This window comes from Streptomyces sp. NPDC086989, from assembly GCF_044745505.1.
Classification (GTDB): domain Bacteria; phylum Actinomycetota; class Actinomycetes; order Streptomycetales; family Streptomycetaceae; genus Streptomyces.
In genome coordinates, this window is sequence record NZ_JBIVAL010000008.1 from 326,580 (window position 1) to 349,118 (window position 22,539).

The following is a 22,539-nucleotide window of genomic DNA, read 5'->3' on the forward strand; positions in this document are numbered from 1 at the left end:
CGTGGGCCGGGCGGGCGGTGTTGTACGAGTCGATGTTCGGGCTTTCGGACACCTGGGCAGTCCTCGATCCGGACCAGGACCCGCACGAGGTGTCACGCCCATCGGCCGGCGCGTGTTCATGTCCGGACGTCGCCTTGGCCCGGTACGGGGGCCCGGGACGTGGCATGCTCGCCTTATGGAGGCCCTGCCCGGTGCCGACGGCGGTGCAACCCCCGAGATGCTGGCGCTGGCGAAGGTCGTGTCAAGGCTGCGTGCCGAGGTAGTGGACCTGGAGGCCGTGGTCTCGATGACGGCCGTCCTCGAACGCGCCAAGGGCATCCTGATGGCCCGTGCGGGCGTGACGCCGGAAGCCGCCTATCAGGCATTGCTCGCAAGCGCCGACCAGCACCGGCGGACCCTCATGGAGGAGTGCTGGATCGTCCAGGGCCGGACCGGTACGGGGGAGTCCGGGGAGGCGCCGCAGGCTGCCGAGCGCGCCGCCGCGGCCGCCATGCCGGGGCGGGAGCCGTCGCCCTTCGACCCGAACGGCTACGCCGTCGGCGGTGGCCGGCCGACCGGCCCCGCGCAGCTGCTCGCCCGACTGGTCCAGGGGCTGGCCCGTACCGGCACCCGGGACCCGAACGAGATCGCCGGACTCCTGCTGGCGGTGCTGGGCGAAGCGGAAGACGTGGCCGCGGTGATGGTCTATACCGTGGCCACGGCCGGCAGCCTGGAGCTGGCCGGGCACGCTGGGGTGGACGAGGCCCTGGCCCGGCAATGGAGCCACGTCCCCCCGGTCAGCAGTGTGGCCGCCATGGAGGCCATCGTGACCCGGGAGGCGGTGTGGCTCGAAGAACCGGAGCGGGACGCGGCCCATTACGTCCAGATCGGCGAGCCACCCGGCCGGTGGCCGTCCCGTGCGTGGCTTCCCGTCCTCCGTGGCAGACCGGTGTCGGCGGTCGTCGGGTTCTTCCGGACCCGGCCGGGTCCCTTCGACGCCCGTACGCGCATTCTCCTCAAACGGGCCGTGAGGCTGTGCAGCGGCCCCTTGCGGGAAGACGGGGAGCCCGACGGGCAGGACCCGGTCCGGCAGGACGTCGAGGCGATCCAGGCGGTCCTGGACGCCCTGGCCGCCCCAGCGGTCCTGCTGACCCCGCTGCGTTCGCAGACCGGGGAGGTGGAGGACTACCGGATCGACGCGGCGGCCCGGCAGGCGCGGGACGTGGCCGGCCGGCAAGGCAAGGACCTGGTCGGCCGGAAGATCCTGGAAACCTACCCGACGGTGGCCGGCAGTGACCTGTGGGAGGGCTACCTGGGCACCCTTGCGACGGGGATGGTCTACGAGGGGGAGCCCTTCACCTACGAGGAAGTGACCGCCGGAGCGCCACAGCAGTCCGTCTATTCGGTCCGCGCGTCCCGGCTCGGGGAGCGCCTGGTCGTCTCGTGGATCCGCCACGACGCCAGCGACCGCGAGAGCCGCAGGCTGGACGACATGCAGCGGCTGGGAAACCTCGGCTGGGCCAGTTGGAACCTCATGACGGACACCATCACCTGGTCCGACCAGGTGTACGCGGTCTTTGACCGTGACCCGGCTCTGGGACCCCTGCGGCTGGAGGAGCTGCCCGAGCATCTGCTGGCCGAGGACCTGCCGCGGCTGGGAGCGGCCGTCCAGCGGCTGTTGGGGGACGGCGCGCCCATCGACCAGTACTTTCGCATCACCACCGCGCACGGTGTGCGCCACTTGCGGATCGTTGCCGAGGCGCAGCGGGACGCGGACGGCAGTCCGGTGGAAGTCCGCGGCTTCTTCCAGGACCTGACCGCGCTGCGGGGCGCCGAGCAGGCGCTGCGGGAGAGCGAGCGCGCCAATCTCGTCCAGCGCGGCACGCTCAAGGCCGAACGTGCGCTGGGTGCCCATCTCCAGGATACCCTCCTGCCGATCTCCGAGCAGTCGCTCGAACTGGCAGGCCTCCGCGTCGACGTGGCCTACGTCCCTGCCGAGAAGGGGCTGAACGTCGGAGGCGACTGGTATTCCGCGATCGAACTCCCCGATGACTGCGCCCTGTTCGTCGTCGGAGACGTCGCCGGCCACGGGCTGCCCGCAGTGGGCACGATGGCCCAACTGCGTTTCACCGCCAAGGGCATGGCCATCACCGGCTCGCCCCTGTCCGATGTCCTCGCGCGACTCAACAAGCTGCTGCTGCACACCGCCAAGGGCAACCAATGTGCCACGGCGACGATGGTGATGGGGCGCTACCAGCCTCGGACCCGGCGGCTGACATGGGTGCGGGCGGGCCACCTGCCGCCGCTCCTGATCCGGGGAGGCGAGGCGACTTTCCTCCCGCAGCCCGAAGGGACCCTGCTCGGCGCCGCGTTCGAATCGGTATACGGGCAGGAGGTGACCGACCTGCTGCCCGGTGACCATCTGCTCCTCTACACGGACGGCCTCGTGGAGGAGCCGCGAGAAGACATAGAAGCCGGGCTCGCCCGCCTGTCTGACACGGCTGTGCGGCTCGTGCAGGAGGGCCGCGGCGACATGCTCGCCAAGACCCTGGCCGGCTTGCGCCCGGGAAACCGCGACGACATCTGCGTGTTGGAGATCCACGCACCCGACGAACCCTGAGCGGCGGCCGCCCGGACGCCCCTCGTGCCACGGGGCACCCTGCGCCTGCTTCGGGGGCGTCGCACATCAACTCCGCCACTGCACCGGACCGGTTCGAGGGACTGCCGGGCGTGACTCGCGCGTCCTTTCACCCGGAGTCACCGCCGACCTCGTGCCGCCCGCCGCCGGGCCCTTGCCGCGCCGGACGACACGGGCGTGCGCACCGAACTCGAAGACGCCGCGTACACACTGTGCGTCCTGATGGGACAGCGGAGCGCGCACGGTGCGCTGCCGGCCGCGGAAGAGCTGAGCGCCGCCAACCGTCTCGGGGCGTCCCCGCACCGGGGGCGAGAACCGGAGGCTCCGGGCAGTTGACCTGCCGGGGAGTGTCCGGCCACGAGCCGGGGGTATGCGCCGGTCGTGCATGAGGGAAACGCCGCGCACATGCCGGTGATCGGGACGCTCGATGAGCTGACGGATTTCATCGCGCATCGCAAGCGCCTGTACGTGCGCTGGTCGCTGGGGCCGGACGTCGACCTTCCAGCGCTCGCCAGCCGGGACGATCTGACGGGCATCGCGTTGCCGGGGCTCTCCGCGAGCCCGCTCGACGTGGAGCCCTGGTGGAGCGAGCGCCCGCTACGGCTCTGGGCGGCCCGACGGCTCTACGATTACGCCCACCTCCCACAGGTGAAGGGCCACCGGGTGCGTCCGTGGCTTCTGCGGGCCAGGGAAATCGGGAGGGGCCCCGACAACGAGCCCCTGGTCACCGGAATCGAGCCGCTGGGATGGATCGACCGGGCCGTGATAGACGAAGCCGTCGAGGAGATCCGGCGACAGCGTGGGCGCTGGGGCACCCTGGACAGGACCGGCCTCGGCCGTACCCCGTAGCCGACGCGGCCCGGTGGTGTGGCCCTGTGGAGCGAGCCATGGGGCCGACCCGGCGGCGCCGCTCCGCGACCCGGTCGGTTCCGCATGAGACTCCCGCGCGGGGGAAGACGCTGCAGGCGCACGCTGAGCGCACACGCAAGGACCGGCCCAGGGCCGGCCGACGAGCCTGAGAGGTGGAACATGACCCCGAGGCGAACTGGCCAGAGCCCGAGCCCGACGGACGCCCCCGCCCACGGCAAGGACCGCCCGAGTCCCTGGAGTGACTTCCACAGCGTTCTGGACCAGATGTTCGACCTGCTGGAAGGCGGGCGGCAGGGCGACGGGGTTCCGGCACCGGGAAGCCCGCCCCGCAGGCAGGCGGCCGCCGCCGGACGCCGTGCGCCGGGGGACGCGTCTGCTTGAAGGGCATGCGCGTGGGCAGGCGCCCGGCAAGTTGACCGCCCGTTCGGACCGGCCCGTACGCGCTGGATCGGACCGGCACAGGAGAGCAGACACATGGTGTACGTGACCCGGCCCCCCGAGAGACGTGCGGTGCCGCGGGCGTCCTGCGGCAAGGCCCCGGCAGGCGTGTCATGTGCGGCCTGACCGGGGAAGTGTGCTTCGACGGAAGCCGCCCCGACATGGCGGCGGTCGAGCGCATGACCGATGCGCTGGAGTTCCGGGGACCCGACGGCAGGGGGTTGTGGTCACACGGGGCGGTGGCCCTGGGGCACAGACGGTTGAAGATCATCGATCTGTCCGAGCGCGGGGCCCAGCCCATGACCGACAGCGGGCTGGGTCTCACGGCGGTCTTCAACGGCTGCATCTACAACCACCGTCCGCTGCGCGCCCGCCTGGAAGGGCTCGGGCACCGGTTCTTCTCGGACTCCGACACCGAGGTCCTCGTCAAGGCCTACGCGCAGTGGGGACCGGAGTGCGTCGACCTCTTCGCCGGCATGTTCGCCTTCGCCGTCGTCGACCACGAGACGGGCCGCGTCGTGCTCGGCCGAGACCGGCTGGGCATCAAACCCCTCTACGTGACTTCGGACTGCAGCCGGCTCCGCTTCGCCTCCACCCTGCCGGCCCTGCTGGCGGGCGGGGGCGTCGACACGTCCATCGATCCGGCGGCGCTCCACCAGTACTTGAGCTGGCACGGCACGGTGGTCGCACCGCGTACCGTGCTGGCCGGTGTACGGAAGCTCCCGCCGGCCACGGTCCGGGTCGTCGAGCCCGACGGCTCTCACCGTGACCACCGGTACTGGCAGCCCTCGTACACCCGGCACTCCGAGCTGGGAAGCGACCGAGTGCTCTGGCGGGAGGCCGTGCACGACGCACTGCGCACGGCGGTGAGGCGTCGTACGGTTGCGGACGTCTCCGTGGGCGTCCTCCTCTCGGGCGGCCTGGACTCCAGCCTGATGGTGGCGCTCCTGGCCGAGCAGGGCTACCACGACGTCCCGACCTTCGCCATGGGTTTCGAGGAGGAGAACGGCGAGGACGGCGAGGAGTTCGCGTACTCGGACCTGGTCGCCCGCCGCTTCTCGACCGATCACCACCAGTTCATGATCCCCTCCGACCGGCTTCCGGTAGCGCTGGAGGCCGCGATCAGCGCCATGAGCGAGCCGATGGTCAGCCATGACGCCGTGGCCTTCCACATGCTGTCCGAACAGGTCTCGAAGGAGGTCAAGGTCGTCCTGTGCGGGCAGGGCGCGGACGAGGTGTTCGCGGGCTACCACTGGGATCCGCGTATCGCCGCCGCCCCCCGGGCGGCAGCGGTCGACACCTATGCCCGCGCGTACTTCGACCGGACGCACACCGACCTCACCGCCATGCTCCACCCGGACCTCGCCCTCGGCCGCGACGCCTCTACGGACTTCGTGCGCGAGCACATGGCCGCTGCCGGAGCCGAGACCGCCCTGGACGCGGCCCTCCGGATGGACATCCACGCGCTCATGCCCGACGACCCCGTCAAAAGGGTCGACAACATGACGATGGCCTGGGGGCTGGAGGCGAGGGTGCCGTTCCTGGACCACGAGCTCGTCGAGCTGGCAGCCGCCTGCCCGCCGGAGCTGAAGCTCGCACAGGGCGGCAAGGCCGTGCTCAAGGACGTCGGACGCACCGTTCTGCCCCGCGAGGTGGTCGACCGCCCGAAGGGCTACTTCCCGGTCCCGGCCGTGCGGCACATGGCCGCACCCGTGCTGGCCCGGGTGCGGGACGCCCTCAGGGCCCCGGAGGCACGCCGGCGCGGGATCTTCGACGAGCACCTCGTGGACGAGCTGCTCGCGGCGCCCAACCGCCACCGGGCCAGGCGCGGGGCGAACACCCTGTGGCAGGTGGCGACGCTGGAGATGTGGCTCCAGGCACACGGCATCCACTGAACGCCCCGTGGCCACTCGTTCACCGCCGCGGCCGCCGTCCACGGGGCGGCGGCCGCAGCGGCGGGCGTCGTCACCTCGCGGCGGGGAAGCGCTCCCAGACGCGGTGGGCCGCCAGAAGTTCGATGAGCGGGGAGAGTCCTCGGGCATCGGCCGTCAGGAGGACCCCCGGTTCGCCGGCGGTGATGCCGGCGGCCTCGAAGAGGGCTTCGGCACCACCCCAGCCGGCGACGGCCTTGCCGTGCCGGTAGGCCTCGGTGAGCAGTGCCAGGAGGCGGGGGTCGCCGACGGCGCGTCCGGGGTCTGCGGCTTTGGCGTCGCGGGCCCCGTAGGCGTCGGCGCCGGCCGCGGGCAGACCCGCGAACACCAGCGCGTCGAATTCCACGGAACGGGCCGTGGCGAACGTGCGCTGGACGGTGACGGGGTCGCCGGAGCCGAGTACCCCACCGGCCGGCGCGATCACCAGGGGCACCATACCGGCGTCGAGGACGGCTTGGCGGACCTGCTGTACGTCTGCCATGTCGAGGGCGTGATCGGTGACGATGCCGACGACACGCCCGTCCACCGGCCAGGTGCGGCCGACCTGGGACAGGGCGGGGCTCGGCCGGACGTCCGCGAGGGGCTCGGTGGCCGCAGGCACCGGCAGCCCGAGCCCGGCCGCCACCTGGGCGCAGAGCTCGCCGTCGATGTTGGCGAGCACGGCCAGCGTCCGTTCCTTGACGGCCTGCTCGTAGCACTTGCCCAGTTCGAAGGTGTAGGCGGCGATGATGTGTTCGCGTTCGACGGGACTCATGCTGAGCCAGAACAGGCGGGGCTGGGAGAAGTGGTCGGCGAAGGAGGCGGGTGCCTGGCGGACCTTGCGCCCGGCCGGAACCTCCACCGGCACTTCGATGAACGCCCCCGTGTCGGCGCCGGCGAAGAAGGGGCAACCGCCGTCGAGGCTGTTCGGCTTGTAGGGGGCCACCCCGCGGTGCACGGCCGTCTGGTGCATGCCGTCCCGCAGCATGTCGTTGACGGGTGCGTGGGTGCGGTTGATCGGCAGTTGGGGGAAGTTGGGGCCGCCGAGCCGGGTGAGCTGGGTGTCCAGGTAGGAGAAGTTCCGTCCGGCCAGCAGCGGGTCGTCGGTGGCGTCGATGCCCGGTACCAGGTGGCCGGTGTGGAAGGCGACCTGCTCGACCTCGGCGAAGAAGTTCGAGGGGTTGGCGTTGAGCGTCAGCAGTCCGACCGGTCGTACCGGAGCCAGCTCCTCCGGGACGATCTTGGTGGGGTCGAGGAGGTCGATGCCCTCGAACATCTGGTCGGCCGTGTCGGGGAAGGTCTGGATGCCCAGCTCCCACTGCGGGTACGCTCCCGATTCGATGGCGTCGAAGAGGTCACGCCGGTGGAAGTCGGGGTCCACACCTGCCAGGATCTGCGCCTCCTCCCACACCAGGGAGTGCACGCCCAGCTTCGGCTTCCAGTGGAACTTCACGAGTGTGGTGGCGCCCTGCGCGTTGACGAGGCGGAAGGTGTGGACGCCGAACCCCTCCATCATCCGGTAGGAACGCGGGATGCCCCGGTCGGACATGTTCCACAAGGTGTGGTGGGTGGCCTCGGTGTGCAGGGACACGAAGTCCCAGAACGTGTCGTGCGCGCTCTGGGCCTGGGGGATCTCGCGGTCGGGGTGGGGTTTGCCGGCGTGGATGATGTCGGGGAACTTGATCGCGTCCTGGATGAAGAAGACCGGGATGTTGTTCCCGACCAGGTCGAAGACGCCTTCCTCGGTGTAGAACTTCGTGGCGAAACCCCGGGTGTCGCGCACCGTGTCGGCGGAGCCCCGCGACCCGAGCACCGTGGAGAACCGCACGAACACCGGCGTCTCGGAGTCCTTCGCGAGGAAGGCCGCCTTGGTGACCTCCTGCGCGGTGCCGTAGGAATGGAAGACGCCGTGGGCGGCGGAGCCGCGGGCGTGGACCACCCGCTCCGGGATCCGCTCGTGGTCGAAGTGCATGAGCTTCTCGCGCAGGTGGTGGTCCTGCAGCAGCACCGGGCCCCGGGGGCCGGCCTTCAGGGAGTGGTCGGTGTCGTACAGCCGAGCCCCTTGGGCGGTGGTGAGGTACGCCCCGCTCTGCGCGACCCTCGCCTGGTCGGCACCGGTGGGCTGCCCTGTCGGGCTGACCGTCTCGGGGCCGCTCTGGTCCGGCTTCGGGGGCAGCGGCTCCCTCGGTTCCACGGGCTCACTCGACTGCGGGGAGACCGGGCCGGGCTTGCCGGGGACTCCCTCCGCGGGTCCGGGTCCCCCGGCCCCGGCCTGGTCGGCGTGCATGACGTCTGCGATCTTGTCTGCGACCGCCTTGACCGGGTTCTTCTCCGACATCGCTTCTCCAGACACGGGGGACGGTTCCCTACGTGTGTCCCTGACCGCGGGTTCGAAAACGCGTACTGGCCTGTTCGGCGGTGCGATCGTCCGCAGCACGAGCCATGCGACACAGTGGTCCGGCCGGTCAGCACACGGCCCGAAAGGAGGGGCGGGGCCGAGGCGGTGGTCGTGCGCCAGCGCCTCCGAGGGCCGTCCCGTTCACGGGGGCAGCGTACTTTCCGGTGACCTGTACACCGGAACCGAGGCGGTCGGTCTCACAGCCTGCGCGAGGCGCTGGGCCGGCTGCCGACGTTGCTCGCCGTCGACCTGAACGCCATCGACCTGTTCACCGCCGACGGCCTCAACCTCCCCCTCGCCCTGCGCGACAGCGCCACGGCCCACGGCGTCCCTCTGGTCCTGGTCTCGCCCAGCCGCGGGGTCATGCAGGTGCTGGAGACGACCGGGGCCGCCAGCTCCTTCCCCGTCTACGCCACGGTCGAGGAAGCGGTCGCCTGGTACGGGCAATGACCCGTCGCTGCGCCGTGTACTGACACGGACCCTGGGCAGGCGCTGGGCAATCGAATGCCGTCGGCCGTCCGGGAACCGCCGTGGGACCTCCCCAGTCCGCTGTCTTGCACCACCGTGAGCTCGACTTCGACCGCGGTGACGCGGAGGCGTGCGGCGCGGGGATCGCCTGTGTACGCCAGGCCCTGGCGGACTGGGATCTGGCCGCCGCCGACGACGCGACCCTGGTCGCCGCGGAACTGCTCACCAACGCCTTGAAACACGCCGGTGGCCCCCGGCGCCTGAGCCTGGATCACAGCGGCGGTGTGCTGCGCATCGCCGTCACCGACCGGAGCCCGTCCCCGCCCCGCCTGGGCGCTCACCGGGCGGACGCGATCGGGGGGCACGGCGTGTTCATCGTCGACCAGCTCGCACTGCGCTGGGGGACCCGGCCCGAAGGCGCCGGCAAGACGGTGTGGGCCGACCTGCGCATGTTGCCCCGTAGGTGACCTGAGCGGCCCCGACGCCTTCTCATGAAGGACTTCCGGCTCACAGGCTGGTGAGGATCTGCGGCGACACGGTTTTGATCATGGTGTTGGTCCAGCGCATCTGCCGAAGGGTCTGGGGGTGGCAGGCGGAGGACAGGGCCAGGAGCCGGTCGTCGGAGGCGGCTTGTGCGTACTGGGCGAGCATCTCCCAGTACAGGGAGTTCTCGGTTGCCGCCAGATGGAGCGTGCGCAGGTCGCGCAGGAGCAGCAGGCCGGGTTCGGGCCGGTGTCCGAGCGCTTCGGCGGCCTTCTCCCGCACGGCGGCGAGCAGACCTTCGCCGGGCCGGTCATCAGTGCCGCCGCGCAGGTCGAGCCCGTAGGCCCGGGACGCTTCCGCGATGCGCTCGGCGTGTTCGTCCGACCAGCGGGCGAGGTCGGTGGCCACGTGATGGATCTCGTGTTCGGCGCGGTGGTGTTCGGCCGCGGCGGCGAGTTGCCTCTCCATGTGGCGTTCGCCGTGGTGGAGGGCGCGAAGGACGAGGGTGGCAGCGGTCATGGCCGTTCCTCCGTGGCGTGGGCTCCTGGCCCGCCGACGGTGGCGGGGACGTTCGAAGGCTCGCTCGGGGCGGAGGCCGTGTTGGTCGGGGCCGGCGCCGGTGTCCCCGCGCCCCGTGCAACGCGTTCGATCCGGGCGGCCGCCGTCTTGTACAGGGGCTGTTTGGAGGCCGGGTCCCAGTCGGTGATCGTGGTCTCGTTCGCGGCCCGGCCTGTTGCGTCCGGGGCGGGGCCGTGGCCCCCTGGGGTGTCCCAGTACCCGTAGTGGAAGGGCACGAAGACGAGGCCGTCGCGGATGTCGGTGATCCGGACGCGGGCCTGCAGTGACCCCCGGGGCGTGGTGATCCGCGCCAGGTCTCCTTCGCGCAGGTCCCGTGCGGCGGCCTCGGTGCGGCTCAGCTCCACCCATACCTCGGGTGCGGCGGCGTTGAGCTGCGGCGCCCGGCCGGTCTTGGTGCGGGTGTGGAAGTGGTACAGGGTACGGCCGGTGGTCAGTTGCAGGGGGTACTCGTCGCTGGTGTCCTCGTGCGGCGGAAGGTACTCCGCGGCCTTGATGACGGCCTTGCCGTCGGGGTTGAGCGACCGGTACTCGACCACCTCGACGGACGCGCCGGTGACCAGGTCCTTGCCGTAACTCTCGCAGACGTCGGGGTGCGCCCAGCTGATGCCGTCGGTGTAGAGCCGCTCGGTACCGTCGGGGGCGTCCGCGTTACAGGGCCACTGGATGCCGCTCCCGCCGCGCAGCTTCTCGTACGTCAGGCCCGTGTAGTCGCAGGGGCGGCCGGCGCTGCAGCGCTTCCACGCCTCGAAGGCCTCCTCGGGTCCGCTCCAGCCGATCAAGGGGCGGCCGTCGCGGTCACGGAAGTCCATGCGCCGCGCGTAGTCGAGAAAGATGTCCAGGTCGGAGCGGGCCGACCCGGGCGGGTCCACGGCCTTTTCCGACAGGTGCACGGTGCGGTCGGCGTTGGTGAACGTACCGGTCTTCTCCCCCCACGTCGCAGCCGGCAGGACCACGTCCGCCAGCTGCGCGGTCTCGGTGAGGAAGAGATCCTGGACGACGGTGAACAGGCGCTCCTGGCCGAGGATGCCGCGGATGCGGGCGAGCTCCGGCAGGGACACGGCGGGATTCGTGCCGCTGATCCACAGCATCCGCACCGACCCCTGTTCGGCGTAACGGAAGATCTGCATCGCAGGGGTCGGCGGGGCGTAATGGGGGATGGCCGAGGGGTCCACGTTCCAGACGCGGGCCAGGTCGGCCACGTGCTGATCGTTCTGCCAGTTGCGGAAGCCCGGCAGATCGCCGTTGGCCCCGGTCTCACGGGTGTTCTGGGCGGTCGGCTGGCCGTTCATCTGCAGCACGCCGCACCCCGGCCGCCCCAGCATCCCGCGAACCAGGTGCAGGTTGTTGACCTGCACGGCTGCCGCCGTCGCCTGGTGCGACTGGTAGAACCCCTGCAGCACCGTCGACATCAGCCGCTCGGCGCCGCCCAGCAGTTCCGCAGCCTCCTCGATCGCCGCCGCCGGGACATCGCAGATCTCCGCAGCCCAGGCCGGGGTACAGGGCGCAACCTGTCTGCGCAGCTCCTCGAAACCGACGGTGTGCGAGTCGACGAAGGCGTGGTCGACCCGGTCGCGCCGGATGATCTCGTGCAAGAGGGCGTTGAGCAGTGCGACGTTGGTGCCCAAGCGGGGTGCGAGGTGCACGTCGGCCCGCCGGGCCACCACGGTGGGGCGGGGGTCCACGCACAACAGGCGCGGCGGAGCCGCACCTTCCAGCCTGTCCAGCACCCGCATCCACAGCACCGGCTGCGTCTCGGCCATGTTGTGCCCGAACAGCGCGAGGGTGTCGGTGTGGTCCACATCGTCGTAGGAGCCGGGCTGGCCGTCGCAGCCGAAGGACTCCTTGAGCGCCTCGGCGGCCGTCGCGGTGCACAGCCGGGTGTTGCCGTCGAGGTGGTTCGTGCCGATCCCGGCGCGGGCGAGGACGGCGAGGGTGTAGTACTCCTCCAGGAAAAGTTGCCCGGAGGTGTAGAAACCGAGGGCTCCCGGGCCGTGCGCGGCGAGGAGTTCCTGGGAGCGTTCGACGATGCGGCCCAGGGCCGTGTCCCAGTCGCACTCGACCAGGCGGCCGCCCTCGCGCACGAGCGGGTTGCGCAGTCGGTCGGTGGCGTGGTTGGCCTGCCAGCCGAACAGGTCCTTCGGGCCCAGGCGGCCGCGGTTCACCCGGTCGACGGACCTTCCGCGAACGCCGACGATCCGGCCGGCCTTCACCGCGATGTCCATCGCATCACCGTCGGAGTGGAGCACCGAAGCCGACTGCACCCACCTCTCCACTTCGTCCGGGGAGATGCCTTCGGCCAGAAACATGTCCACGCGGGTCGGCCAGGCCTCGCCGGGCCCGTAGGCGGTACGTCCACCCCAGGGCTGCGCGATGCGGTCCACGGACCTCTCCACCAGGCACCTCCGCCTTCTGCGCTGATCAGCGAGCCTCGTCTACCCCCGCCGAGGCGGGGGCAAGCACCACGGAGGGGCTGTGCACCGGTAGGGGGGCGGCGGTACGTCGCACTGGGCTAGCGGGAGGCACGGGGGTGGGTTTCATGTCCTCGCGCCGTGCTCGAACCGTTGGTGTCGTACCCGTGTCCGGGTAGAGCAGCCGGGAACAACCGGCCCCGGTTGACCGTTGTCGGGGTGTGGGGCAGGGTGCGGCGCTGATGTCCCGGGGCCCAGCCAGTCGCCCGAGGGAAGATCGTTAGGCGAAAGCCTTGCAGAGTCCTCCACCGGCAAAGGATCCCCGACCGGCGGGCCCGGCAGGGTGCTCCGTCGTGAGGTGACTTCCCGTTTCCGTCCCCACACCGCATACGCCCGGCCAGCCCTCCCCCCCCCCGGCTGGCTCGGGCCACGCCCCGATCGGCTCTCCCCCCCCGGCCGGTCGGGGCCCTACGTACGCCTGACCGCCGCGAGAGCCCCGGTCCCGGCGGTCAGGCGTACGCGCTCGGCGCCCGCACCGCTCTCACCGAGAGCGGGTGACGGGTGGAGCGGGGGGAGGGGGAGTGGGCGGTTGCTGAGCGGGCAGGGGCCTGCTGAGGGGCCCGACAGCTGCGGCGTGGGGGGCGAACGAGACGCGGTACCGGTTCGGCAGAAAGCTGCTGAAGCCTCGCGCCGGACCGGATGGTGAGGTGAAGACGATGGCATCCTCTGTGCGCAGGCACGCCGCCGCGCGTGCCGCCGACCGCAAAGCACGGCAAGCGGCCACACGGTGGCGGCACGATGGTTCGGAAGCCCAATGGGCTCGCAGCGATCTTCCACTCCGACGCCTGCTGTCGCTCTGGGCCGCCCCCGTATTCGCGGCCGGGAGCGCCCTCTTCGCGCTCCTGGCCTCACAGACCACCGCTCAGGCCGACCCGCCCCGTAGCGTCTACATCGTGCTGGCAGCTATCTGCTTCGCCGTAGCCGTTTTCGCGATCATCGATCTGCAAGTGATCAAGCAACGTACCCGCGAGCAGCAGCGGTGGCACCGTCCTTCGTGATCACCCACGGCGTCGTCCGGCTCTTGCGTGCCACCGTGGCGGCGAGAACCCCTTCGGGGGGGTGGGGCAGTCGCCGGGGGGCGGCCGGCACGTGGCTTTCTGTCCGCTGACGGCGTTCCACGTTGCCGGCCCATCCCGGTCGGGGGCGGAGGGTGGCATTCTGCGCCGGCGTAGCAGCCGGTCAGGCGGATAGGGCTTCGAGGAGCTCGCCTACCTGCGGGTCGGGAAGGGCACGGGCGACGTCGGCCTGCGCCACGATGCCGACGAGGGTGTGGCCGTCGATGACGGGGAGCCGACGGACCTTGTGCTCCGTCATGGTCCGCAGGATTTCCCCGGCCTCGTCGTCGGCGCCGATGGTGACCGCTTCCCCCTGCGCCAGGTCGCCGGCCTTGACCTGCTCGGGGTCCTTGCCTGCGGCCAATACCTTCACCACGATGTCCCGGTCGGTGAGCAAGCCCTTCAGCTTGTTGTCCTCGCCGCAGATCGGGAGCGCGCCGACCCCGTGGGCGGCCATCTTCTTCGCTGCCTCCAGAACCGTCTCCTGGGCGCCGACGCAGGTCGCGTCCCGCACGCGGGGCTGCGATGCGACTCCTCCCTCGCCCTGACCTGCCGAGGTCGTCGTCAGCGAACGGAACCGCTTGACCTTGTCGCAGCGACAACGTTTCTACTGGCGCCATGCGAATCGGAGAACTCGCCGCCGCCGTCGGCGTCACCACCCGCGCAGTGCGGCACTATCACCGCATCGGGCTGCTGCCCGAGCCTCCTCGCCAGTCCAACGGATACCGCGACTACACGCTGCGCGACGCCGTCGAACTGGCCCGCATCCGCCGTCTGACCGAGCTCGGGCTGAGCCTGGACGAAGTGAAGGACGTTCTGACGGATGACGTGGGCAGGGATCTGGTCGAGATCCTCGCTGAGCTGGACGCGGACCTGGGCCGTCAGGAGGAGGAAATCCGACAGCGCCGCGTCCGCCTGGGCCGGCTCCTCGAACAGGCCAAGCGTACCGGCCAATTGCCCGTCGAGGCCCCGGTCTCTCCCGAACTCACCGCCCTCTTCGATGACATGGCCCGCGCCTCAGCGCGGTTGCCCGGACCGGAGCCGGCGATGGCGGCCAAGGAACGGGAGCTGCTGGCCCTGCTGGAGACCGGCTCGTCGGGCGCCGACCTCGGCTGGCTCTACGCCATGGGGCAAGGTCTGATTGCCGACGCCGAGGCCATGCGGCGTGCCTACACGGTGTACGCCCAGATGGACGCACTGGCCGAGGCAGCCGAGGATGACCCACGTGTGGAGGAGACCGCCCGGGCCATTGTCGACGGCATCCCGGACGAGGCGGCGCAGGCGATGATCGCGGCGGAAGGCAAGGGCGGATCATGTGAGGAGGACGGCTTCACGGACGCCCTCTTCGCGGAATTCAGTCCTGCCCAGTCGGCAGCCGTGCGCCGCGCCATCGAGCTGCTCCGGGAGCGTGCCGGGTGAAGGCGTTGCGAAAGGCTGTGAGCTGGGGCTTCGCCGGGGTCGCACCGTGTGAACTCGCCATTTTCATGTGTGTGGTGGGCGGGGTGCGAGTAGCCCCGGCCGCATGGCTGGCGGGGGAACTGGCGGGGTCTGCGCTCGTGGCCGGGGCGACCGCACTGCTTCTTTTCGACTACCGGCGGCACCGCCGCGAGGGGCTCCACCGGCACTCCGCATTCCTGGCCGCGATCGCTGACGACGTCCCGGCGTCCGTGCGCAGGCTGATCAGCCACGAGATGACCCTCGCGACCAGCTTCTTGCGCTGGGTGACCCGCCGGGGTCCGCACGGCGTACGTGGCGGCGACCACGCCGTTCCGTACGCGCCGGCCCAGACGGCGACCATGTACGGCTGGCTCTTCGTCTGCGTCGTCGAGACCGTCGCCCTCGCTTACCTGATCCCCTGGCCGGTGGTGCACGTCGCCACACTCGTCCTCGACGTCTGGGGCTGCTACTTCCTTCTCGCCCTGCACGCCTCCTGCGTGGTCCGCCCGCATGTGATCGGGGCCGACGGCTCGCTGCGCCTGCGCCATGGCGCCCTGCTGGACATCCGCATCCCAGCCGACCGCATAGCCTCCGTCCGTCTGGACCGGGCATTTCCGAATGGCAGGCTGGCCGCTGCGGATGAGAGCGGCGTGGCCGACGTGGCTGTGGCCGGCCTGACAACGGTCACCGTCGAGCTCACCGAGCCGGTGCGGTACGTACGTGTCCTTGGCAAGCGTGCCGAGGCCCGCGCCTTCCGCTTCTACGCGGACGACCCCGTGGCCGCCGTCCGACGGTTGGGCGGCGCGGGCCGGAACGGCAGCCGGCGAGCCGTGGGGCAGACGCGGCAGCGGTGACCGTCGCACGGTGACCGTAGGGGAGTGATACGGGCGAGAGCGGGCAGGTGCTCCGCGTGACTTTCCTGAGGGGCCCAGGGCGAGACCCCCGCCCACTCTCGCCCTTCGCCCGGGATGGGGCTGCGACGGACCAGCAGCCCCATCCCCTGCTTGTGCCACCGGGGCCTGGCCTCACGTCCGGCCCGCTCGGAGGAGTTCCAGGACGGCGCGCTCGACCCCACCTTGCGTGGACGGACGCCCGAACAGGCCGTGCTTCCCCAGCTTGCCGAGAGCGGGAGCGATGGTCTTGCCGTCCTCGTAGAGCTCTATGACGCGGGGGTCGATGTAGGACGCCCGGCAGACGGCGGGAGTGTTGCCGAGATAACCGCTGACTTCGCAATTTCACCGCTCCGGCAGGACGCGTGTTCTCGCAGCAGGGTCGTGAGCCCGTAGCTCCCGTTGTCACGGGCGTAGCGTTCGCCGCCGATGCGCAGGAATCCCAGGTCGAGCAGCCGGGTCATGCAGGCCAGAACACGGGAGCGGGTCAGGCCGCGTCCGCGGAGGTCCCCCGACACGTGTTCGCGCAGTCCTGGCAACGAGCGGGCCACGCGCTGGACGTGCGCGTGTTTGGCGGCGTCCTGCTGACTGCGGAAAGCGGGGTGGTAGAGGTACTGGCGCCGGCCGGCGGCGTCCGTGCCCACCGCCTGGATGTGGCCCGTTGGGCCAGGGGCAGATCCAGACGTCCTCCCATGCCGGAGGGATCACGAGCGCACGGGCCCGATCGCGGTCCGCGGCGGCCAGGCGTCGACCGTCCGCGTCCAGGTAACGGAATCCGCGGCCATGACGTATCCGGCGGCATCCCCGGCCGTGGGGGTCGCTCGTCCGCAGGCGCACGTCAGCAGCCCTCAGTACGCGCCGGGGTGAGCCCGGGTACCTTCCTGGGCTGTGATTTCGCCCGGGGTCCATTGGTTCATGGTCCATTGGTTCATGTCATTCATGGCGGGCGCCTACCCCTGTGTGAGGCGTCGATGCCGGGGCGACGGCCGCCGGCGTGCGGACGGTTCCACCGGCCTTCGCGGACTGGTGGTCGACCGGGTCCGTCCGTGGCTGCCACCGCCTCACAGCAGAGCAGCGGCCGCGCCGCCTGGTGGCCTAACCCCGCGCGCCGCGTGCCCGGTCCGTGCCCAGAGTGGGTCCCACGACACGCGACGGGCCGGCCCTCCCCTCCCGGAGGTGGCGCCGGCCGCCGGAACCTAGGGAAGGCAAGGCACAGCATGAACAGCGCGGCACAGGTCGACCTGAAGGACAAGCAGGCTTTGGTCACCGGCGGGGCCCGGGGTCTGGGCGCCGCCATCGCACGGCGGCTCGCCGCGGCCGGCGCCTCCGTCCTGGTCGCCGACGTACGCAAGGACCTGGCCCAGGAGCTCTGCGCGGACCTCGTCGTGACAGGCGGCCGTGCCCGCTTCGTCGAGATGGACGTGTGTGACCCCGGCGCGGTCTCGGCCGTCTTCGGGGACGTCGAGGCGGACGGCGGTCGCGTCGACGTCCTCGTCAACAACGCGGCCGTCGACGTCTCCAAGTCCGTCGAGCACCTGACCGCGGAAGAGGTCAGGCACGTCGTGACCACCAACCTGCTCGGGCCGATGTACCTGTGCCTGGAGACCTACCGGCGCATGGTCGCCGCGGGTGGGGGCCACATCGTCAACATCCTCTCCACCGCCGCGAACCGGACCTGGACGGAAGCAGGCCCCTACGCGGCGAGCAAGTCCGGGCTGCGGGCGTTCACCCACACCCTGTTCAAAGAGGCACAGCGGGACTGCACCGGGATCGGCGTCACCGGGATCATCGCCGGTGGAATGGAGACCGCTTTCATCATGGACCGGTTCCCGGACGCCGACACCGCTCTGCTCCAGAGCCCGGAGATCGTGGCCGACACGGTCATGTACGCGCTGTCCGTGCCCGCCGGGAGCGTGGTCGGCGAACTGGTCGTAGTGCCCCGGCGGGAACCCTCCTGGCCCTGACGGGAGGCTCGACGATGATCAGTCCTCTGCGCTTTTCCCCCAGCACGGCGGTCGTCACGGGCTCCGACTCGGGAATCGGTCGCGCCGTCGCCGTGCGACTGGCCGCGGCCGGTCTGGACGTCGGCATCACCTGGCACGAAGACGAGGAAGGAGCCGAGCGCACGGCCGAGGAGGTCCGGGCACGGGGCCGGCGTGCCGTGCTCGCCCGGCTCGACCTCACCGACCTGCCTGCCGGCGCCGACGTCATCGACCGGCTCGCCGACGGACTCGGGCGCATCGACGTGCTCGTGAACAACGCGGGCACGGGAACCGCTACGCCTTTCCTGGACCTGGACCTGACCACCGTCCGCCAGGTCCTCGACGTCGACCTCGTGGGCCCGCTGTTGTGCGGTCAACGGGCGGCCCGTCACATGATCCGACAGGGCACCGGCGGCCGGATCGTCAACGTCACCTCGGTCCACGAACACCAGCCGCGTGTCGGCGCCGGCCCGTACTGCGCCGCCAAGGGCGGACTGGGTCTCCTCACGCAGGTCATGGCACTCGAACTCGCCGAATACGGAATCACCGTCAACGCCGTGGCTCCCGGAGAGATCGCCACCCCCATGACCGGCCAGGAGGACCAGGACGTGCGTGCGGAGCCGCGACCGGGCATTCCCGCCGGCCGGCCGGGCGACGCCCACGAGGTCGCCGCCGTCATCGCCTTCCTGGCCGGCCCCTCGGCCTCCTACGTCACCGGTGCCTCCTGGGCGGTGGACGGCGGCATGCTGAGGATGGGACCCATGGCAGGCTCGCACATGGACCACGACCGGTGGCGCCGGCCCTGAGCGCCGTCCCTGCCCGCGCCTCCCTGTCCGCGCCCTACCTGTCTGCCCCCCCACCCTGACGGCCGAACCCGTGGTCCCGTACCGGCCCGGCCGGGGCCGGTTCGCGGCGGCCGGCTGTTAGTTTCGCCCGGTGGCAGCGGACCGACGGCGGAAGGACCACCCGGTGGGCGGCTCGGGAAGCACTCACCAGGGCGCCGGACAGCGCGCTCACATCGGTTCGTTCGCCTCCGGCGGAGGCCGCGGGATCACCACGGCGGCCGTGGACCCCGTCACGGGGGCGCTCACCGTCCTGGGCGTCGTCGACGGCTCGGGGGACACCTCGTGCCTGGCCCTGTCCGCCGACCGGCAGGTGCTCTACGCCGCGGGGGCACCGATCAGGGGGTGGTGGCCGCATACCGGATCACCGCGGACGGTCTTGCTCCGCTCGGTGGGCCCGTTGCCGTCGACGGCCTCGGTCCCGTGCACCTCAGCGTCGTCGGAGACCGGCTGCTGATCGCCGACTACACCTCCGGCAGCGTGCGCGGTCTCCGGATCGCGGGCGACGGCAGGCCGCAGGGCCCCGCGGCCGTTCTCCGCCACCGCGGCCGTGGGCCCGACCCCGAGCGACAGGCCGGCCCGCACGCCCATCATGTGACGCCCGATCCGAGCGGCCGCTGGGTGCTCAGCGTGGACCTCGGCACCGATTCGGTACGCGTGTGCGGGCCCGATCCGGCCGACGGGTTCCTCCGCGTGCGTGCCGAGACGCCGCTGCGCGCCGGGAGCGGTCCCCGTGAGCTGGCCTTCCACCCCCGCGGAGACGTGGCGTACGTCATCCACGAGCTGGAACCGCAGCTGACCGTCTGCCGGTGGGACGCCGACTCCGGACGCCTGTACCCGACCGGTGAGGTCTCACTGGGCTCGGCCGGCGCCGTGGCGGACACACGCGCCGTGGCGGACGCAAGCGCCGTGGCGGACGCAAGCGCCGTGGCGGACACGAGGGAGTACCCGTCCGTCGCGCTGGTCTCGGAGGACGGCCGGTTCGTTTGGGCCGCGATCCGGGGCAGCAACCTCATCGTGACCCTGTCGCTGGCCGACGGCCCCGAAAAGCCGCGGATCACGGGCGTCGCCAACTGCGGCGGTCAGTGGCCGCGGCATCTGGCGGCCGGCCCGGCGGGTCGGCTTTACGTGTCCAACGAGTGGTCCGGTGACGTCACCTGGTTCGACACCGATCCCAGGAGCGGGCACCTGCAACCGGCCGGCAGACTGGACGTCCCGGCAGCCGCCTGCGTCGTATTCGCCTGAACACGGCCGCCACTCGATTGCCGGTTCCCACGTGCCGATCCACCCCGGCTCCAGCAGGCTGAGGGCGTACCTGCGGGGTTCTACCAGGCACGAGCGGGCCCCAGGCGGCCCCTTGGGTTCCTGCCTCCCGCGCTGTCCCCGTAGCACGAGGAGATCACCATGGGCTCACCGCGCGCGCCGCGCTGGAAGCACGCCGTCGTCACCGGCGGTGCGGGCTTCGTCGGCTCCCACCTGTGCTCCGCCCTGCTCGCCGCGGGGACCGCCGTCACCTGTGTGGACGACTTCAGCACGGGACGACCGGAGAACATATCGGAACTGGTGGGGCATCCCCGATTCGCCGTGCAGGAGACGAACGTCTCGCGTCCCTTTGCCATACGGGCGGACCCTGACCTCGTTCTGCACCTGGCCTCCCCGGCCTCCCCGGCCGACTACCTCCGGCTGCCGCTCCACACGCTGGAGGCCGGAAGCCTCGGCACGCGCAACGCCCTGGAACTCGCGCACCGCAGCGAGGCCCGCTTCGTCCTCGCCTCCACGTCCGAGGTGTACGGCGATCCGCAGGAGCACCCCCAGAACGAACGGTACTGGGGACACGTCAACCCCGTCGGCCCCCGCAGCGTCTACGACGAGGCCAAACGCTTCGGCGAGGCGCTGACCACCGCTCACGCCTCGGCCCTGGGCACGGACGCCTGCATCGTGCGGCTGTTCAACACCTACGGTCCGCGCATGCGGGGCTACGACGGTCGCGCGGTTCCCACGTTCATCCGCCAGGCCCTCGCGGGTACCCCGCTGACCGTCACGGGCGACGGCCTGCAGACCCGTTCCCTGTGCTACGTCGAGGACACCGTCGCAGGCATCCTCGCGGCGGCCGACCACGGAATGCGCGGGCCCGTGAACCTCGGCAACCCGGACGAGCTCACCATGCTGGAGCTGGCCCGGTGGATCGTCGAGCTGACGGGCTCCTCGTCGGAGATCACCTTCGTCGAGCGGCCCACCGACGATCCGACCGTGCGCTGCCCGGACATCACGCTGGCGCGGGACAAGCTCCAGTGGGAGCCGCGTGTGGCTGCCGCGGACGGGCTGCGCCGCACGATCGACTGGTTCCGCGCGCGGCGCGAGAACTGACCCTCGGCGCTCTTGTACCTCACCGGCGGCCCACCTGCGCGTCCGCCCGCTCCCTCAGCCGAAAGGTCCCTCCGGCCATGCGCATCCTCGGAATCAACGCGCTCTTCCACGACCCGTCCGCAGCACTCGTCGTCGACGGCCGTACGGTCGCCGCCGCCGAGGAGGAGCGGTTCTCCCGTCGAAAGCACGGCAAGCGGCCGGTGCCCTTCTCCGCCTGGGAACTTCCGGAACAGGCCGCGGCCTGGTGCCTGAGGCGGGCCGGTCTGCGTCCGCAGGACCTCGACGCCGTGGCGTACTCCTACGACCCCGCTCTGGCCCGGTCGGCCGACGCCATGGGCCTGGACGATCCGTGGGACCACCTCCGCCAGACGTATGCGCGTGAGGCCCCGGGCTTCCTGGCGACCGCCCTGCCCGGCCTCGACCCCGGCCTCGTGCGCTTCGTACCCCACCACATGGCCCATGCCGCGTCCGGCGCGTTCGCGGCCGACGGCGCGGACCGCAGTTCCGTCCTGGTCCTCGACGGACGCGGTGAGCGGGCTTCGCACCTGGCGGCCCGCCGGATGGGCGACAGCCTGGAGCCGCTCCACGCGCAGGACCTGCCGCACTCGCTCGGACTCGTCTACGAGGAACTCACCGAGCACCTGGGCTTCCTGAGGTCCTCCGACGAGTTCAAGGTGATGGCACTCGCCTCCCACGGAAACCCGCGGATGCTGACCGAGCTCCGCCGCTACGTGTACCCCACGGGCGACGGCGGCTTCCGTGCCACCGGCGTCCCGTGGAACGAGTTCTGTCCACCCCGGGGCCCGGACGAGCCGTGGAGCGGCGCCCACGCCGATCTCGCCGCGAGTGCCCAGGCCGTCCTGGAGGAGACACTGCTGGACCTGGTCCGCTGGCTCCACGGCCGCACCCACGACGACGTCCTCACCCTCGCCGGGGGCGTGGCACTGAACTGCGTGGCCAACTCCCGCATCGCGCGCGAAGGCCCCTTCTCCCGCGTGTGGGTCCAGCCGGCCGCCGGAGACGCGGGAACGGCGCTGGGCTCCGCGCTGCTTCTCGCCGCCGGGGCGGGGGACGCCCCCGAGCCGATGACCGGCGCGGATCTGGGCCGCGACTGGTCCGACGCCGAACTCGGCGCCTGGCTCAAAACGGCGGGAGTCCCCTTCGAACGGCCGCCGGACATCGCGGCCACCGTCGCGCAGGCACTCGCCGACAACGCCATCGTGGCCTGGTTCCAGGGGCGTTCGGAGTTCGGGCCGCGGGCCCTCGGACACCGCTCACTGCTGGCGCATCCCGGGCACGCGGGAAACCTGGAGCGCCTCAACGACGTCAAGGGCCGCGAACAGTTCCGTCCCGTGGCCCCGATGGTGCTCGCCGAGCGGGCGGCCGAGATCTTCGACGGTCCGCTGCCCAGCCCGTACATGCTGTTCGTGCACGACGTGGCTGCCGACTGGCGCGAGCGCATCCCGGCTGTGGTCCACGTCGACGGCACCGCCCGCATCCAGACGGTGGATCAGGAGCGTGAGCCCCTGGTGGCACGGATGCTCACCGAGTTCGAACGGCGTACCGGGCTGCCGGTCGTCGTCAACACCAGTCTGAACACCGCCGGCCGGCCGATGGTCGACGACCCCCGGGACGCTCTGGAGTGCTTCGGCTCGTCGCCCGTGGACCTGCTGGCCATCGGGCCGTACGCCGTCCGCCGGGACGGCATCTTCCGCGCCGCAGAGGAAGGCTGACC

The 22,539-nt window shown here is 71.4% G+C and carries 16 protein-coding genes and 3 pseudogenes; 14 read left to right on the top strand and 5 right to left on the bottom strand.

Annotated features, from left to right (window positions below; all coding sequences use genetic code 11):
* The first annotated feature begins 175 nt into the window (after window positions 1-175).
* From ACIPK4_RS21775 to ACIPK4_RS21790, 4 genes and pseudogenes are all read left to right on the top strand, one after another.
* Window positions 176-2,599, top strand: a complete 2,424-nt coding sequence (locus ACIPK4_RS21775) for a SpoIIE family protein phosphatase (RefSeq protein ID WP_402314989.1) — start codon at window positions 176-178, stop codon at window positions 2,597-2,599.
* Between the two features lie 162 nt (window positions 2,600-2,761).
* Window positions 2,762-2,953 (top strand): annotated as a pseudogene (locus ACIPK4_RS21780) (DUF5133 domain-containing protein); the annotation flags it as partial.
* 69 nt (window positions 2,954-3,022) lie between these two features.
* The gene (locus tag ACIPK4_RS21785; protein WP_402315205.1) at window positions 3,023-3,466 is read left to right on the top strand and encodes a DUF6098 family protein; all 444 of its coding nucleotides are present in this window, start codon (window positions 3,023-3,025) and stop codon (window positions 3,464-3,466) included.
* Window positions 3,467-4,038: 572 nt separating this feature from the next.
* Entirely contained in the window at window positions 4,039-5,820 is a 1,782-nt protein-coding gene (locus ACIPK4_RS21790) for an N-acetylglutaminylglutamine amidotransferase (protein WP_402314991.1), read from the top strand.
* 70 nt (window positions 5,821-5,890) lie between these two features.
* Here ACIPK4_RS21790 and ACIPK4_RS21795 read toward each other — a convergent pair whose 3' ends face one another.
* The gene (locus ACIPK4_RS21795; protein WP_402314992.1) at window positions 5,891-8,173 is read right to left on the bottom strand and encodes a catalase; all 2,283 of its coding nucleotides are present in this window, start codon (window positions 8,171-8,173) and stop codon (window positions 5,891-5,893) included.
* A gap of 294 nt (window positions 8,174-8,467) precedes the next feature.
* Here ACIPK4_RS21795 and ACIPK4_RS21800 point away from each other — a divergent pair, with 294 nt between their 5' ends.
* Complete coding sequence (locus ACIPK4_RS21800; protein ID WP_402314994.1) at window positions 8,468-8,683, top strand: STAS domain-containing protein; 216 nt, start codon at window positions 8,468-8,470, stop codon at window positions 8,681-8,683.
* Between the two features lie 104 nt (window positions 8,684-8,787).
* Complete coding sequence (locus ACIPK4_RS21805) at window positions 8,788-9,168, top strand: ATP-binding protein (RefSeq protein WP_402314996.1); 381 nt, start codon at window positions 8,788-8,790, stop codon at window positions 9,166-9,168.
* A gap of 40 nt (window positions 9,169-9,208) precedes the next feature.
* Here ACIPK4_RS21805 and ACIPK4_RS21810 read toward each other — a convergent pair whose 3' ends face one another.
* Window positions 9,209-9,703, bottom strand: coding sequence for a hypothetical protein (locus ACIPK4_RS21810; RefSeq protein ID WP_402314998.1), 495 nt, complete (start codon window positions 9,701-9,703; stop codon window positions 9,209-9,211).
* Window positions 9,700-12,156 (bottom strand): molybdopterin oxidoreductase family protein, encoded by a 2,457-nt coding sequence (locus ACIPK4_RS21815; protein ID WP_402315000.1) that lies wholly within the window; start codon window positions 12,154-12,156, stop codon window positions 9,700-9,702. Before ACIPK4_RS21815 ends, ACIPK4_RS21810 begins: the two co-directional genes overlap by 4 nt.
* Before the next feature lie 731 nt (window positions 12,157-12,887).
* Here ACIPK4_RS21815 and ACIPK4_RS21820 point away from each other — a divergent pair.
* Window positions 12,888-13,229 carry a hypothetical protein gene (locus ACIPK4_RS21820; RefSeq protein ID WP_402315002.1) on the top strand — a complete coding sequence of 114 codons (342 nt, stop codon included), beginning with the start codon at window positions 12,888-12,890 and terminating at the stop codon, window positions 13,227-13,229.
* A 181-nt stretch (window positions 13,230-13,410) separates the two neighbouring features.
* Here ACIPK4_RS21820 and ACIPK4_RS21825 read toward each other — a convergent pair whose 3' ends face one another.
* Entirely contained in the window at window positions 13,411-13,800 is a 390-nt protein-coding gene (locus ACIPK4_RS21825; protein WP_402315003.1) for a CBS domain-containing protein, read from the bottom strand.
* A 104-nt stretch (window positions 13,801-13,904) separates the two neighbouring features.
* Between ACIPK4_RS21825 and ACIPK4_RS21830 the strand changes: the two genes are divergently transcribed.
* Together ACIPK4_RS21830 and ACIPK4_RS21835 are read left to right on the top strand one after the other, a co-directional pair.
* A complete protein-coding gene (locus ACIPK4_RS21830) occupies window positions 13,905-14,705 on the top strand; it encodes a MerR family transcriptional regulator (protein ID WP_402315005.1) in 801 nt (266 codons plus the stop codon).
* 83 nt (window positions 14,706-14,788) lie between these two features.
* Window positions 14,789-15,577, top strand: a complete 789-nt coding sequence (locus tag ACIPK4_RS21835) for a hypothetical protein (protein WP_402315007.1) — start codon at window positions 14,789-14,791, stop codon at window positions 15,575-15,577.
* A 171-nt stretch (window positions 15,578-15,748) separates the two neighbouring features.
* On the opposite strand, the pseudogene ACIPK4_RS21840 reads toward ACIPK4_RS21835, so the two are convergent.
* A pseudogene (locus tag ACIPK4_RS21840) lies at window positions 15,749-16,450 on the bottom strand (hypothetical protein).
* Window positions 16,451-16,830: 380 nt separating this feature from the next.
* Between ACIPK4_RS21840 and ACIPK4_RS21845 the strand changes: the two are divergent.
* From ACIPK4_RS21845 to ACIPK4_RS21865, 5 genes and pseudogenes are all read left to right on the top strand, one after another.
* A complete protein-coding gene (locus ACIPK4_RS21845) occupies window positions 16,831-17,577 on the top strand; it encodes an SDR family oxidoreductase (protein WP_402315009.1) in 747 nt (248 codons plus the stop codon).
* 14 nt (window positions 17,578-17,591) lie between these two features.
* Window positions 17,592-18,401 (top strand): SDR family oxidoreductase, encoded by an 810-nt coding sequence (locus ACIPK4_RS21850; protein WP_402315010.1) that lies wholly within the window; start codon window positions 17,592-17,594, stop codon window positions 18,399-18,401.
* Window positions 18,402-18,564: 163 nt separating this feature from the next.
* Window positions 18,565-19,682 (top strand): annotated as a pseudogene (locus tag ACIPK4_RS21855) (lactonase family protein).
* A gap of 159 nt (window positions 19,683-19,841) precedes the next feature.
* Complete coding sequence (locus ACIPK4_RS21860; protein WP_402315012.1) at window positions 19,842-20,804, top strand: NAD-dependent epimerase/dehydratase family protein; 963 nt, start codon at window positions 19,842-19,844, stop codon at window positions 20,802-20,804.
* A 77-nt stretch (window positions 20,805-20,881) separates the two neighbouring features.
* Window positions 20,882-22,537, top strand: coding sequence for a carbamoyltransferase (locus ACIPK4_RS21865; RefSeq protein WP_402315014.1), 1,656 nt, complete (start codon window positions 20,882-20,884; stop codon window positions 22,535-22,537).
* Window positions 22,538-22,539: the final 2 nt, after the last annotated feature.

Coding starts and splice junctions, on each gene's coding strand:
- ACIPK4_RS21775 (WP_402314989.1), top strand. CDS start 176: ATGGAGGCCCTGCCCGGTGCCGACGGCGGTGCAACCCCCGAGATGCTG.
- ACIPK4_RS21785 (WP_402315205.1), top strand. CDS start 3,023: ATGCCGGTGATCGGGACGCTCGATGAGCTGACGGATTTCATCGCGCAT.
- ACIPK4_RS21790 (WP_402314991.1), top strand. CDS start 4,039: ATGTGCGGCCTGACCGGGGAAGTGTGCTTCGACGGAAGCCGCCCCGAC.
- ACIPK4_RS21795 (WP_402314992.1), bottom strand. CDS start 8,173: ATGTCGGAGAAGAACCCGGTCAAGGCGGTCGCAGACAAGATCGCAGAC.
- ACIPK4_RS21810 (WP_402314998.1), bottom strand. CDS start 9,703: ATGACCGCTGCCACCCTCGTCCTTCGCGCCCTCCACCACGGCGAACGC.
- ACIPK4_RS21820 (WP_402315002.1), top strand. CDS start 12,888: ATGGCATCCTCTGTGCGCAGGCACGCCGCCGCGCGTGCCGCCGACCGC.
- ACIPK4_RS21830 (WP_402315005.1), top strand. CDS start 13,905: ATGCGAATCGGAGAACTCGCCGCCGCCGTCGGCGTCACCACCCGCGCA.
- ACIPK4_RS21845 (WP_402315009.1), top strand. CDS start 16,831: ATGAACAGCGCGGCACAGGTCGACCTGAAGGACAAGCAGGCTTTGGTC.
- ACIPK4_RS21850 (WP_402315010.1), top strand. CDS start 17,592: ATGATCAGTCCTCTGCGCTTTTCCCCCAGCACGGCGGTCGTCACGGGC.
- ACIPK4_RS21860 (WP_402315012.1), top strand. CDS start 19,842: ATGGGCTCACCGCGCGCGCCGCGCTGGAAGCACGCCGTCGTCACCGGC.
- ACIPK4_RS21865 (WP_402315014.1), top strand. CDS start 20,882: ATGCGCATCCTCGGAATCAACGCGCTCTTCCACGACCCGTCCGCAGCA.